The following is a 15,217-nucleotide window of genomic DNA, read 5'->3' as shown; positions in this document are numbered from 1 at the left end:
GAAAATGAGAACGATTAAGGTAGGTTCCAGACGGAGCAAACTGGCTATGACCCAGACAAAATGGGTGATTAACAAACTGAAGGAATTGAACCCTTCCTATAACTTTGAAATCCGGGAGATTGTCACAAAAGGCGACCGCATCCTCGATGTTACGCTGTCAAAAGTGGGCGGCAAAGGTTTGTTTGTCAAAGAGATTGAACAGGCGCTGCTGCATCAGGAGATTGATATGGCGGTTCACAGCATGAAAGACATGCCCGCCGTTTTGCCTGAGGGTCTTGTCATAGGCTGCATACCGAAACGTGAGGATCCGCGTGATGCGCTGATTTCAAAGGGGCATCAAAAGCTGGACGACATAAAAGAAGGGGGCATCATCGGCACCAGCAGTTTAAGAAGAAGCGCCCAGATTCTTGCTGAACGCCCTGATCTTACAATTAAGTGGATCAGAGGCAATATCGATACGAGACTTCAAAAGCTTGAAACGGAAGATTACGATGCTATTATTTTAGCGGCTGCGGGACTTTCAAGAATGGGCTGGAAAGATGATGTCGTATCTGAATTTCTCGAACCGGCCCGCTGTCTGCCTGCGGTCGGCCAAGGCGCTCTTGCCATTGAATGCAGAGAGTCGGATGAGGAGCTTTTGAAGCTGTTTGCGCAATTTACCGATGAGTATACGCAGCGCACGGTGGCAGCCGAACGGGCTTTCTTACACGCGATGGAAGGCGGCTGCCAAGTGCCGATAGCCGGGTATGCGTCCGTCAATGACCGGGATGAGGTTGAATTGGTCGGTCTTGTCGCGTCTCCGGACGGAAAGACGATTTATAAAGAAACAGCGGCGGGACATGATCCGGAAGAAATCGGTAAACGCTGTGCGGCGATGATGTCTGAAAAAGGAGCCAAAGCACTAATCGACAGCGTGAAACAGGAGCTCGATCAGGATGGCAAATGACCTTCCTTTACAAGGAAAGACCGTGCTTGTCACCCGGAACAAAAGACAGGCCGCTCCGTTCCGAAAAAAAGTGGAGGCGCTCGGCGGAACGGCTGTTTCCGCTTCGCTGATCGCTTTTCAGGAAGCGCTCCCGGATGAATGTGCGGACAGTCTGCGGGAAGACCTTTCTGAGCCGGGATGGCTTGTGTTTACAAGCGTAAACGGTGTCCGGTTCTTTTTTTCCTATCTTGATCGTCACGATCTTGCGCTTTCGGGACGGAAAAAAATCGCAGCCGTCGGTGAAAAGACTGCGCGCGCCCTGAAAGAGCGGGGAGCCCGGACGGATGCGATGCCTGACGAGTATGTGGCGGAATGTCTGGCTGATACTTTAAAACGGCACGCATCAGCTGCCGAACCCATTTCAGTGATAAAGGGCAATTTATCACGCGATGTCATAAAAGCGGAGCTTGAGCCGCTTGGCTATCAAATAAGGGAATGGGTGTTATACAATACCATTCAGGATGAAAAAGGCATGGACGAGCTGAGACGGGCTGCATCCCGCTCTCATTTTGATTTTATTACGTTTACCAGCTCATCGGCGGTGCATACGTTTATGCACGCGGTCGGAGACGGAGAAAAAGCGTGGGAAAACAGCGGTGCGAGCTATATCAGCATCGGCCCTTTGACAGAGAAAGCGCTCTTGGAATACGGGATCTCATCCCATGTGCCTGACACTTATACGATTGAAGGCATGCTGGACGTCATGTGCAGCATGTCGGGAAAGGATTGATAATGATGAATCAAACATTTAACAGACACCGCCGTTTGCGTGCGAACGCTGCGATGAGAGATTTAGTAAAAGAAACACGTCTTCACCCCTCAGATTTTATTTACCCGTTATTTGTCGTTGAAGGGCTCGAAGGAAAAAAAGAAGTTCCTTCCATGCCGGGGGTTTATCATGTATCACTCGATTTGTTAAAGGATGAAATGGCTGAGCTGATATCGCTCGGCATTAAGTCGGTCATCGTTTTCGGCGTGCCGGAAGAAAAAGACGCCTGCGGAACCCAGGCTTTTCACGATCACGGCATTGTGCAGAAAGGGATTGCTGAAATTAAAAAGCATTATCCTGAAATGATCGTAATCGCTGATACGTGTCTCTGTGAATACACGGATCACGGCCATTGCGGGGTCGTGAAAGACGGAGAAATCCTCAATGACGAGTCGCTTGAACTGCTGGCTCAGACAGCCGTCAGCCAGGCCAAAGCCGGCGCTGACATCATCGCTCCTTCAAATATGATGGACGGTTTTGTCACAGTGATCAGGGAAGCGCTCGACAAAGAAGGATTCACGAATATTCCGATCATGTCTTATGCCGTGAAATATTCAAGTGAATTTTACGGTCCGTTCCGCGACGCGGCTGACAGCACGCCGCAGTTCGGAGACCGAAAAACATATCAGATGGATCCGGCCAACCGCTTGGAAGCGCTCCGTGAGGCTGAATCAGACGCGGCAGAAGGCGCTGACTTTTTAATCGTCAAACCGTCTATGTCATACTTAGATATTATGCGTGATGTGAAAAACCGCCATCACCTGCCGCTGGTCGCATATAATGTGAGCGGGGAGTATTCCATGGTGAAAGCGGCAGCCCAAAACGGCTGGATTAAAGAAAAAGAAATGGTGCTGGAAATTTTAACGAGCATGAAACGTGCAGGAGCCGATCTGATTATGACGTATCATGCAAAAGACGCAGCAAAATGGCTTGCTGAGTAACGATTTCATTTGACGGGAGCTGAGCAGATGAGAAGCTATGAAAAATCAAAAGCCGCTTTTAAAGAAGCGCAGAAACTGATGCCGGGCGGAGTGAACAGCCCAGTGCGCGCGTTTAAATCAGTCGATATGGACCCGATCTTTATGCAGCGCGGAAAAGGATCGAAAATTTTTGATATTGACGGCAATGAATATATCGACTACGTCCTGAGCTGGGGGCCGCTCATTTTGGGCCACACGAACGACCGGGTCGTTGAAAGCCTGAAAAAAGTAGCCGAGAACGGGACAAGTTTTGGGGCATCTACTGAAGTGGAAAACGAACTGGCCAAATTGGTCATTGACCGTGTGCCGTCTGTTGAAATCGTGCGGATGGTCAGCTCCGGCACAGAGGCGACAATGAGCGCCCTGCGTCTGGCAAGAGGATATACCGGCCGAAACAAAATTTTGAAATTCGAAGGCTGTTACCATGGCCATGGTGATTCACTGCTGATCAAAGCGGGATCCGGAGTGGCGACACTCGGCCTTCCGGACAGCCCGGGCGTGCCGGAAGGAATAGCAATGAATACGATTACCGTTCCATACAACGACTTGGAAAGCGTTGCACTCGCATTCCGGGAGTACGGTGAAGATATTGCCGGGGTCATTGTTGAACCGGTAGCAGGCAATATGGGCGTTGTTCCGCCGCAGGAAGGCTTTTTACAAGGACTTCGCGACATGACGGAACAGTATGGCGCGCTGCTCATTTTTGATGAGGTCATGACCGGTTTTCGCGTGGATTATAACTGTGCGCAAGGGTATTTCGGCGTGACGCCTGACTTAACGTGTCTCGGCAAAGTCATCGGCGGCGGTCTTCCTGTCGGTGCGTATGGCGGAAAAGCTGACATTATGGAACGAATCGCGCCGAGCGGTCCGATCTATCAGGCTGGAACATTGTCAGGAAATCCGCTTGCCATGACAGCGGGACTTGAGACGTTACAGCAGCTCACACCTGAATCTTACCAAGAATTTGTGAAAAAAGGCGATATGCTTGAAGAAGGCATTTCAAAAGCAGCTGCAGCACATGGCATTCCGCACACGTTTAACCGGGCGGGTTCAATGATCGGCTTCTTTTTCACAAATGAGCCTGTCATTAACTATGAAGCAGCCAAATCTTCTGATTTAAAGCTGTTCGCCAAATATTATAAAGGGATGGCTGATGCAGGCGTATTTCTGCCGCCGTCTCAATTTGAAGGATTGTTTCTCTCCACTGCGCATACAATGGAGGATATTGAAAAAACCATTCAAGCCGCTGAGAAAGTGTTCCAGGCGATCAGCCGCTGATACCGAAAAGCCGATGCAAGCAAGACTTGTATCGGCTTTTTTCAATGCCTCCATTATCATATTTTCCCGGATTGCGGCATACACCTTTAGTGACATCTAATTGTATGGATTAGATGAAAGGAGGATATGAACTTGCCGCATAATCACCGATTGCAATTTTCTGTTGAAGAATCAATCTGTTTCCAAAAAGGACAGGAAGTTTCTGAATTACTTTCGATTTCATTAGACCCTGACATCAGGGTGCAGGAAGTAAATGATTATGTCTCAATTAAAGGATCATTAGAACTTACTGGCGAGTACAACATAGATCACAGCAGTCATTTTGAAGAGCTTGATAGGGAGCTGAGGCATGTAGAGGAAGTGAGGGCGAGGGAGGATGGCACGGCCGAGCTCATTCATTGTTTCCCGGTGGACATCACGATTCCGAAAAATAAAGTGAGCCACCTCAATGATGTTTTCGTATTTATCGATGCCTTTGATTATCAGCTGACGGATTCAAGGATCTTAACCATTCAAGCTGATTTGGCAATTGAAGGGCTGCTTGAGGAATCCGAGCCAAAAGAGCCGGAGATCCCTTTGTACGTGGCGCCTGAATTTTCCAGAGAAGAAATGATCAATCTTGCCGGACATCATTCTGAGGACGAAAACGAACCAGAATTAATGATACGCCATGAGCCTGAAATACCTTTGACTGTATCAGAAGAAGCAGCACAAGAAACCAAGAAGAACGAGGAAGAAATCCCGCCTTTAATCAGGCTGGAGGAAGAAGAGCAGGAAGCAGCCCCGATTTTGAGGGAGCGGGAAGAAGAGCAGGAAGCTGCTCCGATTCTGAGGGAGCGGGAAGAAGAGCAGGAAACTGCCCCGATTCTGAGAGAGCAGGAAGAAGAAGAGCAGGAAGCAGCCCCGATTCTGAGGGAGCGGGAAGAAGAAGAGCAGGAAGCAGCCCCGATTCTGAGGGAGCGGGAAGAAGAAGAGCAGGAAGCAGCCCCGATTCTGAGGGAGCGGGAAGAAGAAGAGGAGCAGGAAGCAGCCCCGATTTTGAGGGAGCGGGAAGAGGAAGAGCAGGAAGCAGCCCCGATTTTGAGGGAGCGGGAAGAAGAAGAGCAGGAGACTGCCCCGATTCTGATGGAGCAGGAAAAGGTGCCGAAGCCTGTTTCCTTTACTGAGCCTCCTCCTCCCGTTTCTTTCCAACACGAAGAAGAGCCGGAAGAAGCTGAGGAGCCTGCAATCATGTCGGCTGTGAGGAATGAACCTGTATTTGAGGATGATTCAGCAGAAGTCCAGGAAGAGCCAAAAGATGATAACGAGCCGGTTTTCCCTGCGTTCACTCTGACTCCGCATTCAGAAAAAACAAAAATTGCGGAACAGCCCTTCCTTCAAAAAGAAGAGCAGCCAGAGGCCGAGCCGCTTCTCCGTCAGAGCGATCATGAGGCGGCAGAAGACGAAGATGAGCCTGCGGTTTTTCAAGAAGAGCAGGCGCCTGTTTATCGCGAGTTCGTTCCGGAACGGCAGGAAGAGGAGTTTTACAGCGCTCCTAAGCTGCTTGAAGAAGAGGCTCATGATGAAGAAGGGTTTGAAATTGAGGTAAGGAAGATGGCGCTGCCGGAGGAGGAAACCGGGAAGCCTCTCGATTTGTCTTTTCAGTTTTCCAAACTGCCGCCGGAGGAGCCGGCGCAAGCTGAACCGCCTGAGCCGCTTAAGTCTGAAAGAAAGAATGAAGAAGCGGCACCGGGAACCGAGCAGAAGGAAAATGACAACTCTCATTACTTGACAAAATTATTTACAAGGGAAGAAGAAAAGTTTTCAAGAATGAAAATTTGTATCGTACAGCAGCAAGATACTATCGACCGGGTGTGTGAACGATATGACATAACAACCCAGCAGCTCATCAGAACGAATGCTTTATCGTTTGATGACGAGCTTGAAGAAGGTCAGCTTCTGTATATACCTGAATATAATAACAGCCATGCGTAAGCACAAAGAGGCCGTAAAAATGTGGTGAATGGAATGGAAGCAGTCCAATCAGTGCTTCAGGAATACGGGCTGGCGGCTGAGTATATTGAGCCTGTCAGCCCGCATGTTTGGAAGGTCTACTCAAACTACGGCATTTTTGCTTTGAAACAGCTCAAGCCGGCCCGCAGCAGTGAATTTACGGATCTTATGATTGAGATTGAGGAGAAAGGCTACCGATCATTTGTGCCGATCTGCCGCACGTATGCCGGCGATTTTTTTGCGGGAAGACAGACGGAGAATTCTTATTATTTAATGCCTTGGCTTCAGTACGATCAGGAAGAGGAACGGGATCAAAAACATGTTTACCTTTTTAAAGAGGTCGCGAAGCTCCATTCTGCGACTGTGCGGGACATCCAAATCCGGACTGAAGATATCAGCGGCTTTTATGAAGCAACGAAAAGAGATTGGGAAAATGATAAGCTTGTCTATGAACAATTCGCCGACCGGGCGGAAAAAGAGTGGTATCTTTCACCTTTTGAACTGCAGGCTGTTACGTATCTTACAGAAACGGTTTCCGCCGTCAATTTTGCTCTGGAACGTCTGGAAGAATGGTTTGACGCGGCAAAGGATCATGACAAGACGAGAGCGGTGATCAACCACGGCAGCTTATCGAGCCGCCACTTTCTGTATAATGATGCGGGATCGGGCTTTTTCACGAATTTCGAGAAAGCTGCGCTGGGCCCTCCGCAAAACGACCTGCTCGGCTTTTACTCCAGAATGTTCAGAAGCTATCCGAAAGCATGCCCGGAGTGTCTGGACTGGTTTTATACGTATCACAAATCATTCCCGCTCCGTGAAGCGGAAATCAGCCTGTTTCTCAGCTATATGGCTTATCCGTCCGCCATGTACAAAGTGCTGAAACGGTATCAGACCGGCCAAAGGGGCTCTGAAAAAGAAGAGTGCACGCAATTATTAAGAGCGTTTTGGCAGATGAAAAATGTTGAGCCTTTTCTCATGAAGGTTCATCAGATTGAGCGGGAGAAAAAAATAAAAGCGGAAAACGAGTCCTCTTCATAACGGGACTCGTTTTTTTATATCCATTCCAAATGCAGGGCGCACGCTAAAAACAGCAGGATGGCAAGCAGCAGGACATCAAAAGTCGTCGGAAAGAAAATCGTCCTGATCCCCTGAAAGATCGTAATCGGGATAATGACTTGCACGGATACAAGGCGGACCTGTCTGGCCCACTGGGGGAGCGAATAAGAATTGAATTTTTTTCTCACGGGCAATTCCTCCTCACATTCGCCTTTCTATGTATCGTATGTAAGGGAAAGGGCGGGGTGCATGCCCATTTATGTATGACGGCAGCGGTTTTTGGAAAAGATGATTGACGAATCAAAAACACTTTTACTATAATAAAGAACATAATAAATAAGATCATGAGCTGATATAAATACACCTGCTTTGAACGGGAAGAGTACAAGAAAGACGCATGAAGAGAGAGAAGCTACTGTGCTGAAAGGCTTCTTATGCCGTCTCATTGGAAGGTCGCCCGGGAGCATAATTTCTTGAACATACAGTAGAGAAATTCGGGCCGCACCCGTTATCCGTTTAAGTGCATGAACAAATCTGTTCATGAAAAAAGGTGGTACCGCGAAAGAGCTTTTCGTCCTTTATCAGGATGAAGGCTCTTTTTTAGTTGCTCAGCCATTTCTAAACATGCTGGAGGGTTATCATGGATACAAACGAACAAACAATGCCGACAAAATATGATCCGTCTGCGATTGAAAAAGGCCGCTATGATTTTTGGCTGAAAGGAAAATATTTTGAAGCGGGCGGCGATCAAACGAAACAGCCGTATTCTGTCGTTATTCCGCCGCCGAACGTGACGGGCAGGCTGCACCTCGGACATGCGTGGGATACGACGCTGCAAGATATCGTTACGCGTATGAAACGCATGCAGGGCTATGACGTGCTCTGGCTTCCGGGCATGGACCACGCCGGCATCGCCACTCAGGCAAAAGTCGAAGCGAAGCTCCGCGAACAGGGCACAAGCCGTTATGACCTCGGCCGTGAAAAGTTTTTAGAAGAAACGTGGAAGTGGAAGGAAGAGTATGCTGATTTCATCCGCAGCCAATGGGCTAAGATGGGACTCGGACTCGATTATTCACGCGAACGTTTTACTCTTGATGAAGGGCTGAACAAAGCCGTGCGGGAAGTATTCGTCAAGCTGTACAAAAAAGGCTTGATTTACAGAGGCGAATATATCATCAACTGGGACCCTGCCACAAAAACGGCTTTATCCGATATTGAAGTAATTTACAAAGACGTACAGGGCGCGTTTTATCATTTGCGCTATCCGTTAGCAGACGGTTCAGGCTCAATTGAAATCGCGACCACCCGTCCGGAAACGATGCTTGGCGACACGGCTGTCGCGGTTCATCCTGAAGATGAGCGCTACAAGCACTTAATCGGCAAAACGGTGATTCTGCCGATTACAAACCGTGAAATTCCGATTGTCGGCGATGATTATGTTGATATGGAATTCGGATCAGGAGCCGTTAAAATCACGCCTGCCCATGACCCGAATGATTTTGAACTCGGAAACCGCCACAATTTAGAGCGGATTCTCGTCATGAATGAAGACGGAACAATGAATGAAAAAGCGCTGCAATATAACGGCATGGACCGGTTTGAATGCCGCAAAAAACTCGTCAAAGATCTTCAGGAATCCGGTGTTCTCTTTAAAATCGAAGACCATATGCATTCTGTCGGACATAGTGAGAGAAGCGGCGCCGTTGTTGAGCCGTACCTGTCCACACAATGGTTTGTCAAAATGCAGCCGCTGGCCGATGCTGCGGTTGACCTTCAGTCAAAAGAAGAGAAAGTTCACTTCGTTCCAGACCGTTTCGAGAAAACGTACCTGCACTGGATGGAAAATATCCGTGATTGGTGTATTTCCCGTCAGCTGTGGTGGGGCCACCGCATCCCGGCTTGGTATCATAAAGAAACAAAAGAAGTGTACGTCGGCCTTGAGGCGCCTGAGGACAGTGAAAATTGGGAACAGGATTCAGACGTGCTTGATACATGGTTCAGCTCCGCGCTTTGGCCGTTTTCTACAATGGGCTGGCCTGATGAAAACGCTGAAGACTTTAAGCGGTATTACTCAACCGATGTTCTTGTAACGGGATATGACATCATTTTCTTCTGGGTATCCCGGATGATTTTCCAAGGTCTTGAATTTACCGGCGAGCGTCCGTTCAAAGACGTGCTGATTCACGGCTTAATCCGTGACGAGCAGGGCAGAAAAATGAGTAAATCCCTTGGGAACGGCGTGGACCCGATGGATGTCATCGACAAGTACGGAGCGGATTCCCTGCGCTATTTCCTGGCAACCGGAAGTTCACCGGGACAGGATCTCCGTTTCAGCTATGAAAAAGTGGAATCCACATGGAATTTCGCAAATAAAATTTGGAACGCCTCCCGTTTTGCATTAATGAACATGGACGGCATGACGTATGACGAGCTTGATCTGTCCGGTGAAAAATCAGTTGCTGATAAGTGGATCCTCACAAGACTGAATGAAACGATAGAAGACGTAACCCAGCTTGCGGATCGTTATGAATTCGGCGAAGTCGGACGCCACCTGTACAACTTTATCTGGGACGATGTGTGCGACTGGTATATCGAAATGGCAAAGCTTCCGCTGTACGGGGAAGATGAAGCGGCGAAGAAAACAACCCGTTCTGTTCTGGCATACGTGCTTGACCAGACGATGCGTCTTCTTCACCCGTTTATGCCATTCTTAACGGAAGAAATCTGGCAGCACCTTCCTCATGAAGGCGAGTCAATCACGATCAGCTCTTGGCCGGTTCCGGTGCCGGAACATACGGATAAAGAGGCAGCGGCGGATATGAAACTGCTCGTTGAATTAATCCGTTCTGTCCGCAATATCCGGAGCGAAGTCAACACGCCGATGAGCAAGCAGGTTGAGCTTTACATTAAAACAGCTACCGAAGACATTGCCGGCCGCCTTGAGAAGAACCGTTCTTACGTTGAACGCTTTACGAATCCGAGCACGCTGAAAATCGGGACGGATATCACTGCGGCAGACAAAGCGATGACAGCGGTCGTCACCGGAGCGGAAGTCATTCTGCCGCTTGAAGGGCTGATTAACATTGATGAGGAGATCGCCCGTCTGCAAAAAGAATTCGACAAGCTGACAAAAGAAGTCGAACGCGTTCAGAAAAAACTCGGCAACGAAGGATTCATTAAAAAAGCTCCTGAGCATGTCATTGAAGAAGAACGCGGAAAAGAGAAAGACTACGCGGCAAAACGCGAAGCTGTCCGGCAGCGGATTGCAGAGCTGAAAGGCTGATAAAACAGCGGGGCGGTTTCCTAAGAAACCGCCTTGTTGTATAAAAGAGGGGATTTCATTGTTTAATACGTACAAAGAAGCGATCAGCTGGATTCACGGCAGACTCAAGTTCGGCGTTAAGCCGGGCCTTCTCCGTATGGAAAAGCTGATGGAAAAACTGGAACACCCGGAAAAGAACATTCGCGCCATTCATGTGGCGGGCACAAACGGCAAAGGATCGACCGTCGCTTTTATCCGTTCCGTGCTTCAAGAAGCCGGTTATACGGTCGGCACGTTCACATCGCCTTACATTATTACGTTTAATGAGCGTATCAGCGTCAACGGCACGCCGATTTCTGATGAGGAATGGAGAACGCTCGTTAATGACATAAAACCGATAGTCGATGAGCTTGATAAGACCGATGCCGGAACGGTGACAGAATTTGAAATCATTACAGCGTGTGCATTTTTATATTTTGCGGAGCGGGCTGATATCGATTTTGTCATTTTTGAAGCGGGGCTCGGCGGCACATTTGATTCAACCAATATTGTGAATCCGCTCCTGTCGGTCATTACAAGTATCGGACATGACCATATGGCGATTTTAGGCAATACCATCGAGGAGATCGCCGGGCAGAAAGCCGGTATCATTAAAAATTCCATTCCGGTCATTACGGGCGTCAATCAGCCGGAAGCACTCGGCGTTATTGAAGCGGAAGCCGAAAAAAAGCAGGCTCCGTATCAGTCACTATATAAAACGTGCAGACTGTTTAATGAAGCGGCGCTTCCGTCCGGTGAAAGCTTTTCGCTGGAAACGGAAACGAAATGCTATGAAAACATTCAAACGTCGCTGATCGGCATTCACCAAAGGCAGAATGCGGCATTGGCGATATTGGCCGCTGAATGGCTGAATCGCCTGGAAGCCGCAGCCGTTTCTGAAGAAGCGATGCGAAATGGCCTGAAAAAAGCATCGTGGCCGGGCCGGTTTGAACGTCTTCAAAGCCGCCCTTTAGTGTTTGCGGACGGCGCGCATAACGAAGAGGGCGTTGAAACGCTGACAGAAACGATCCGGCAGCGCTTTGCCGGTAAAAACGTCCATGTCGTATTCAGCGCATTAAAAGACAAACCGTATCAAGAAATGATTGAAAAGCTTGAAACCGAAGCGGATTCCATTCACTTTGTATCATTTGACTTTCCGCGTGCTTCAAGCGCCGAAGCCCTTTATAACGCAAGCAGTCTAGCGGATAAGAGCTTCGATGAGAACCCGGACAGTGTGAAAGAATGGATAGAACAAAAAGACGGGGCGGATGATGTCATCATCATTACCGGCTCCTTATATTTTATTTCAGAAATGAGAAAGCGGCTTATCTGACAGCCCCTCGGATGCCCGGCAGACCATTTTACGGTTTTGCCGAGTGTTTTTATGCTGAAAATATATTTTCAGCCATTTCAGTCATGGTGTTTTTCTTTGCTATAATCTGAGCCAGATTGATAGTAAAGGTGTGGTCTGAGTGCTTTTGATTCTGTTTTTTCTCGGCTTGATTTTCGGTTCTTTTTTTTATACAGCAGCGTGCCGTATCCCGCTGCGAATCTCGGTTATTTCGCCGCGTTCAGCCTGTTCGTTTTGCCGCTTGCCGCTCTCCTGGGGGGAGCTTGTGCCCGTCGTTTCCTATATTCTGCAAAGAGGCAGATGCAGAAACTGCCGTGCGAAGCTGTCGGTTATGTATCCGGCGGCGGAATGCTGGACGGCATGTTTATTCACGGCTGCAGGCATTCATTTCGGTTTCTCAAAAGAACTGTTAGTCGCGCTGTTATTTCTGTCTCTGCTCATGATTGTTACTATGACGGATCTGCAATATATGCTGATTCCTGACAAGGTTCTGCTGTTTTTTCTTCCGCTTTTCATCGCCGGCCGTATGTTTTCTCCGCTGGATTCATGGTATGCAGGGTTTGCCGGAGCCGTTTGCGGATTTTTTCTGCTTGTTTTTATCATGTTTGTCAGTAAAGGAGGCATCGGCGCAGGTGATGTGAAACTGTTTGGGGTGATCGGCCTGACGCTCGGCGTGAAGCTCGTGCTCATTGCATTCTTTCTCTCCGTTATGATCGGAGCCGTATACGGTATGTGCGCCGCAGCCCGGGGCAGGCTTGGTAAAAAGCAGCCATTTCCGTTTGCGCCGGCCATCTCAGCCGGGAGCGCTTTGAGTTATTTATACGGTGAAGAGCTGTTTTCGTTTTACATCAAGCTCGCTTCAGGCGGGGCTTGAAAAATTTGGCGAACGTTTTTTGGACAAGACGACAAAAGTCTTGTTCTTTTTTTTTTCGCCTATGCTAAAGTGTGAACCATGATCAGTTCAAGGTACGGCCAAGACGAATGCAAGGGGGAAGAGACGTTGAAAAAAAGGAAGAGCAAAAAGCACAGCAACGCAAAAAACAATGCCCTTAAAGTAACCATTAACGGACAAGAAGAAACGATGTATGGACAAGAAGATGTGAAAGAAGGCGGGGAGAAAACCGTCACATTTTCAAATTGGGAAGAAACAAAAAAGGCGGAGCAGGAGACCGCCGCATCCCATGAAGATCCGAAAGAAGAAGATTTCAATTGGGATCATGAGAAGAATTCTGAGGTATTTGAAGATGACCCGAAAGTCGTTCCGCCATACCAGAAGAAAAAAAACGGCCCTCATTTTCCGAAAAAAAAGCAGCCGTCTTCTCCAGTAAAAAAAGCGGTCACGACAATTGCCGTTGCGGCTGTTTTAGGCACCGGGCTCGGCCTTGTCGCCTTAAATATGTCGGGAAGTAAAGAAGCCTCCGCTCCAGCATCAGCTGACAAAGGTTCACAAGGGCAGACGGCGAAAGCGGGAGATGTTTCTAAAGACAAATCTGAAACAGCCGGCACAGGAGATGCGGAATCTTCAGAGGGAAACTATAAAACATATGCGGTGCAGGCCGGAAAATTTTCATCAGAAAAAGGAGCGCAAACGCTTGTTGACCAGCTGACTGAAAAAGGATACTCGGCCGTCTCTCTGGCTAAAGAAGACGGATACACATACGTGATCGCCGGGCTGGCAGCGGAAAAAAGCTTATCACAGCAATTGGGTCAGACACTGATAGACCATGATTTTGAGGCTTGGGGCGGAAAAGAGCTCAGCTTTGCGGTCGATTCAGGACTGGAAGACTCTTTTAAACAAGCATCTGAGCTCTCCGCCAAAGCGATTACCGGCAAAGATCTTTCAAAAACGGAAGTGGCTGAAGCGGCAAAAGCGGCAGACGGTGCAGACTCCGCTGACAAAAAGCAGAAAGAGGCCGTGCTTCAAGCGCTGAAAGAACTGGAAACGTCGGGTTCGGAATCCGGCTGGAAAGCCCAAAAAGAGCTTTTAAGTGTTGTAAAATAGTATCTCATTTCCCGTCATCCGGCGGGATTTTTTATTTTGTCATCAAAAAGTTATTTTTCTGAAATTGTGGTTGCCCGTTTGATTTGGTAGGATAGACAAGTATCTTTTTTTCTTAAGCAAACCCTGAAAGGATGACAATCATGACAAAACGCTTAATACTCGCATCACAATCTCCGCGAAGAAAAGAACTCCTTACTCTTCTTCAGATTCCTTACAGCATTATTGCAAGCCGCACAGAAGAAAAATTAAATCGAAACCTTTCGCCGGAAGAAAACGTCCAATGTTTGGCCGAGCAAAAAGCCGGAGCTGTATTGGCCGAAAATCCCGATGCAGTCGTTATCGGGGCTGACACGATGGTGTGCATAGACGGCGAATGCCTCGGCAAACCGCGTGACAGGGAAGAAGCGGCACACATGCTGCGGAGGCTTTCCGGCCGAAGCCATCAAGTCATTACGGCGGTCAGCATTCAGACGCATGACCGGAAAGAAACGTTCTGTGACACGACGGAAGTGACGTTTTGGCCGCTCAGTGAAGACGACATACAGCTCTACATTGAAACAAAAGAACCGATGGATAAAGCAGGTGCATACGGCATCCAAGGAAAAGGCGCGCTTTTAGTGAAAAAAATAGACGGTGATTTTTATTCTGTCGTCGGGCTTCCTGTCGCTAAAACAATGAGAGCCTTGAAAGAATTTAATATAAAAGCTTGATGTTCAAACCGGGAAGGGGAACAAGGAGGGGTTGATCATCCGTGATCTGCCGTTAAAATTAAGAGATTTCCCCGAAAAAGAAAAACCGAGAGAGCGGCTTCTGCACTTCGGAGCCGAACATCTCTCTAACAATGAATTGCTCGCCATCCTGCTGCGGACGGGAACGAAACATGAGTCCGTCATGAACCTCGCTCACCGGCTGCTGCGGACGTTTGACGGGCTGCGACTGTTAAAAGGCGCCTCTGCCCAGGAGCTTTCCAGCATTCCGGGAATCGGCACGGTGAAAGCCGTTCAGATTCTTGCCGCAATTGAGCTGGGGAGCCGCATTCATAAGACATCCGCCGGGGAGCATTGCGTCATCCGCTCTCCGGAAGACGGGGCGAAGTATGTGATGGAGGATATGCGCTTTTTATCCCAGGAGCATTTTGTCTGTTTATATTTAAATACCAAAAATCAAGTCATTCATAAACGCACCGTTTTTATCGGAAGTCTGAATTCATCTATTGTCCACCCGCGGGAGGTGTTTAAAGAAGCTTTCAAACGATCCGCCGCGTCCTTCATTTGCGTTCACAATCATCCTTCAGGAGATCCTACACCGAGCAGGGAAGATATAGAGGTAACCAGGCGGCTTTTTGAGTGCGGAAATTTAATCGGCATCGAGCTGCTGGATCATTTGGTCATTGGTGACAAAAAATTTGTGAGTTTAAAGGAAAAAGGATATTTGTAACACTTTTTTTTTCGTTGATTTAAGATATAATAGATTTTATGAGTTTTTCCCTTTAGGGTATTTTTG

The 15,217-nt window shown here is 48.3% G+C and carries 13 protein-coding genes and 1 other annotated feature; of the genes, 12 read left to right on the top strand and 1 reads right to left on the bottom strand.

All coding sequences use genetic code 11. From position 1 onward, the window contains the following. Positions 1 to 4 precede the first annotated feature (4 nt). From hemC to ysxE, 6 genes are all read left to right on the top strand, one after another. Entirely contained in the window at positions 5 to 946 is a 942-nt protein-coding gene (gene hemC, locus NQS30_RS06055; protein WP_015240314.1) for a hydroxymethylbilane synthase, read from the top strand. Beyond that, the gene (locus NQS30_RS06050) at positions 936 to 1,715 is read left to right on the top strand and encodes a uroporphyrinogen-III synthase (RefSeq protein WP_032870754.1); all 780 of its coding nucleotides are present in this window, start codon (positions 936 to 938) and stop codon (positions 1,713 to 1,715) included. Before hemC ends, NQS30_RS06050 begins: the two co-directional genes overlap by 11 nt. Before the next feature lie 5 nt (positions 1,716 to 1,720). Continuing rightward, on the top strand, positions 1,721 to 2,695 hold the full coding sequence (hemB, locus tag NQS30_RS06045) for a porphobilinogen synthase (RefSeq protein ID WP_015240312.1): 975 nt from the start codon (positions 1,721 to 1,723) through the stop codon (positions 2,693 to 2,695). Between the two features lie 27 nt (positions 2,696 to 2,722). Further along, the gene (gene hemL, locus NQS30_RS06040; RefSeq protein ID WP_021494394.1) at positions 2,723 to 4,012 is read left to right on the top strand and encodes a glutamate-1-semialdehyde 2,1-aminomutase; all 1,290 of its coding nucleotides are present in this window, start codon (positions 2,723 to 2,725) and stop codon (positions 4,010 to 4,012) included. A 132-nt stretch (positions 4,013 to 4,144) separates the two neighbouring features. Continuing rightward, positions 4,145 to 5,986 carry a LysM peptidoglycan-binding domain-containing protein gene (locus tag NQS30_RS06035; RefSeq protein ID WP_218791309.1) on the top strand — a complete coding sequence of 614 codons (1,842 nt, stop codon included), beginning with the start codon at positions 4,145 to 4,147 and terminating at the stop codon, positions 5,984 to 5,986. A gap of 33 nt (positions 5,987 to 6,019) precedes the next feature. Then, positions 6,020 to 7,042 carry a spore coat protein YsxE gene (ysxE, locus tag NQS30_RS06030; RefSeq protein WP_012118110.1) on the top strand — a complete coding sequence of 341 codons (1,023 nt, stop codon included), beginning with the start codon at positions 6,020 to 6,022 and terminating at the stop codon, positions 7,040 to 7,042. Between the two features lie 14 nt (positions 7,043 to 7,056). Here the strand turns inward: ysxE and NQS30_RS06025 are convergent, their stop codons facing one another. Further along, positions 7,057 to 7,248, bottom strand: a complete 192-nt coding sequence (locus tag NQS30_RS06025) for a hypothetical protein (RefSeq protein ID WP_003152639.1) — start codon at positions 7,246 to 7,248, stop codon at positions 7,057 to 7,059. A gap of 172 nt (positions 7,249 to 7,420) precedes the next feature. Next, positions 7,421 to 7,642: a binding site (T-box leader), on the top strand. 58 nt (positions 7,643 to 7,700) lie between these two features. On the opposite strand from NQS30_RS06025, the gene NQS30_RS06020 reads away from it, so the two are divergent. The 6 genes from NQS30_RS06020 to radC all read left to right on the top strand — a co-directional run bounded on the left by NQS30_RS06020 (position 7,701) and on the right by radC (position 15,151). Next, a complete protein-coding gene (locus tag NQS30_RS06020) occupies positions 7,701 to 10,343 on the top strand; it encodes a valine--tRNA ligase (RefSeq protein WP_015417930.1) in 2,643 nt (880 codons plus the stop codon). A 58-nt stretch (positions 10,344 to 10,401) separates the two neighbouring features. Next, the gene (locus NQS30_RS06015) at positions 10,402 to 11,694 is read left to right on the top strand and encodes a bifunctional folylpolyglutamate synthase/dihydrofolate synthase (protein WP_218791308.1); all 1,293 of its coding nucleotides are present in this window, start codon (positions 10,402 to 10,404) and stop codon (positions 11,692 to 11,694) included. Positions 11,695 to 11,833: 139 nt separating this feature from the next. Next, on the top strand, positions 11,834 to 12,586 hold the full coding sequence (locus tag NQS30_RS06010) for a prepilin peptidase (RefSeq protein ID WP_012118107.1): 753 nt from the start codon (positions 11,834 to 11,836) through the stop codon (positions 12,584 to 12,586). Positions 12,587 to 12,712: 126 nt separating this feature from the next. Then, positions 12,713 to 13,714: an SPOR domain-containing protein gene (locus NQS30_RS06005; RefSeq protein WP_061860762.1), complete on the top strand. Its 1,002-nt coding sequence runs from the start codon at positions 12,713 to 12,715 to the stop codon at positions 13,712 to 13,714. A gap of 140 nt (positions 13,715 to 13,854) precedes the next feature. Continuing rightward, positions 13,855 to 14,424, top strand: a complete 570-nt coding sequence (locus NQS30_RS06000; protein WP_218791307.1) for a Maf family protein — start codon at positions 13,855 to 13,857, stop codon at positions 14,422 to 14,424. Between the two features lie 31 nt (positions 14,425 to 14,455). Beyond that, positions 14,456 to 15,151 (top strand): RadC family protein, encoded by a 696-nt coding sequence (radC, locus tag NQS30_RS05995; RefSeq protein ID WP_007408165.1) that lies wholly within the window; start codon positions 14,456 to 14,458, stop codon positions 15,149 to 15,151. Positions 15,152 to 15,217: the final 66 nt, after the last annotated feature.

Origin of the sequence: Bacillus sp. B1(2022), assembly GCF_040259625.1 — a bacterium.
GTDB classification, from domain to species: domain Bacteria; phylum Bacillota; class Bacilli; order Bacillales; family Bacillaceae; genus Bacillus; species Bacillus velezensis.
The sequence above is the reverse complement of the archived record's forward strand: the minus strand, read 5'-3'. Positions and strand labels throughout refer to the sequence as shown.

What these genes read in the sequence shown, in the direction of transcription:
- NQS30_RS06050 (WP_032870754.1), top strand. Translation starts at nt 936, where the DNA reads ATGGCAAATGACCTTCCTTTACAAGGAAAGACCGTGCTTGTCACCCGG.
- hemC (WP_015240314.1), top strand. Translation starts at nt 5, where the DNA reads ATGAGAACGATTAAGGTAGGTTCCAGACGGAGCAAACTGGCTATGACC.
- hemL (WP_021494394.1), top strand. Translation starts at nt 2,723, where the DNA reads ATGAGAAGCTATGAAAAATCAAAAGCCGCTTTTAAAGAAGCGCAGAAA.
- NQS30_RS06020 (WP_015417930.1), top strand. Translation starts at nt 7,701, where the DNA reads ATGGATACAAACGAACAAACAATGCCGACAAAATATGATCCGTCTGCG.
- hemB (WP_015240312.1), top strand. Translation starts at nt 1,721, where the DNA reads ATGAATCAAACATTTAACAGACACCGCCGTTTGCGTGCGAACGCTGCG.
- ysxE (WP_012118110.1), top strand. Translation starts at nt 6,020, where the DNA reads ATGGAAGCAGTCCAATCAGTGCTTCAGGAATACGGGCTGGCGGCTGAG.
- NQS30_RS06000 (WP_218791307.1), top strand. Translation starts at nt 13,855, where the DNA reads ATGACAAAACGCTTAATACTCGCATCACAATCTCCGCGAAGAAAAGAA.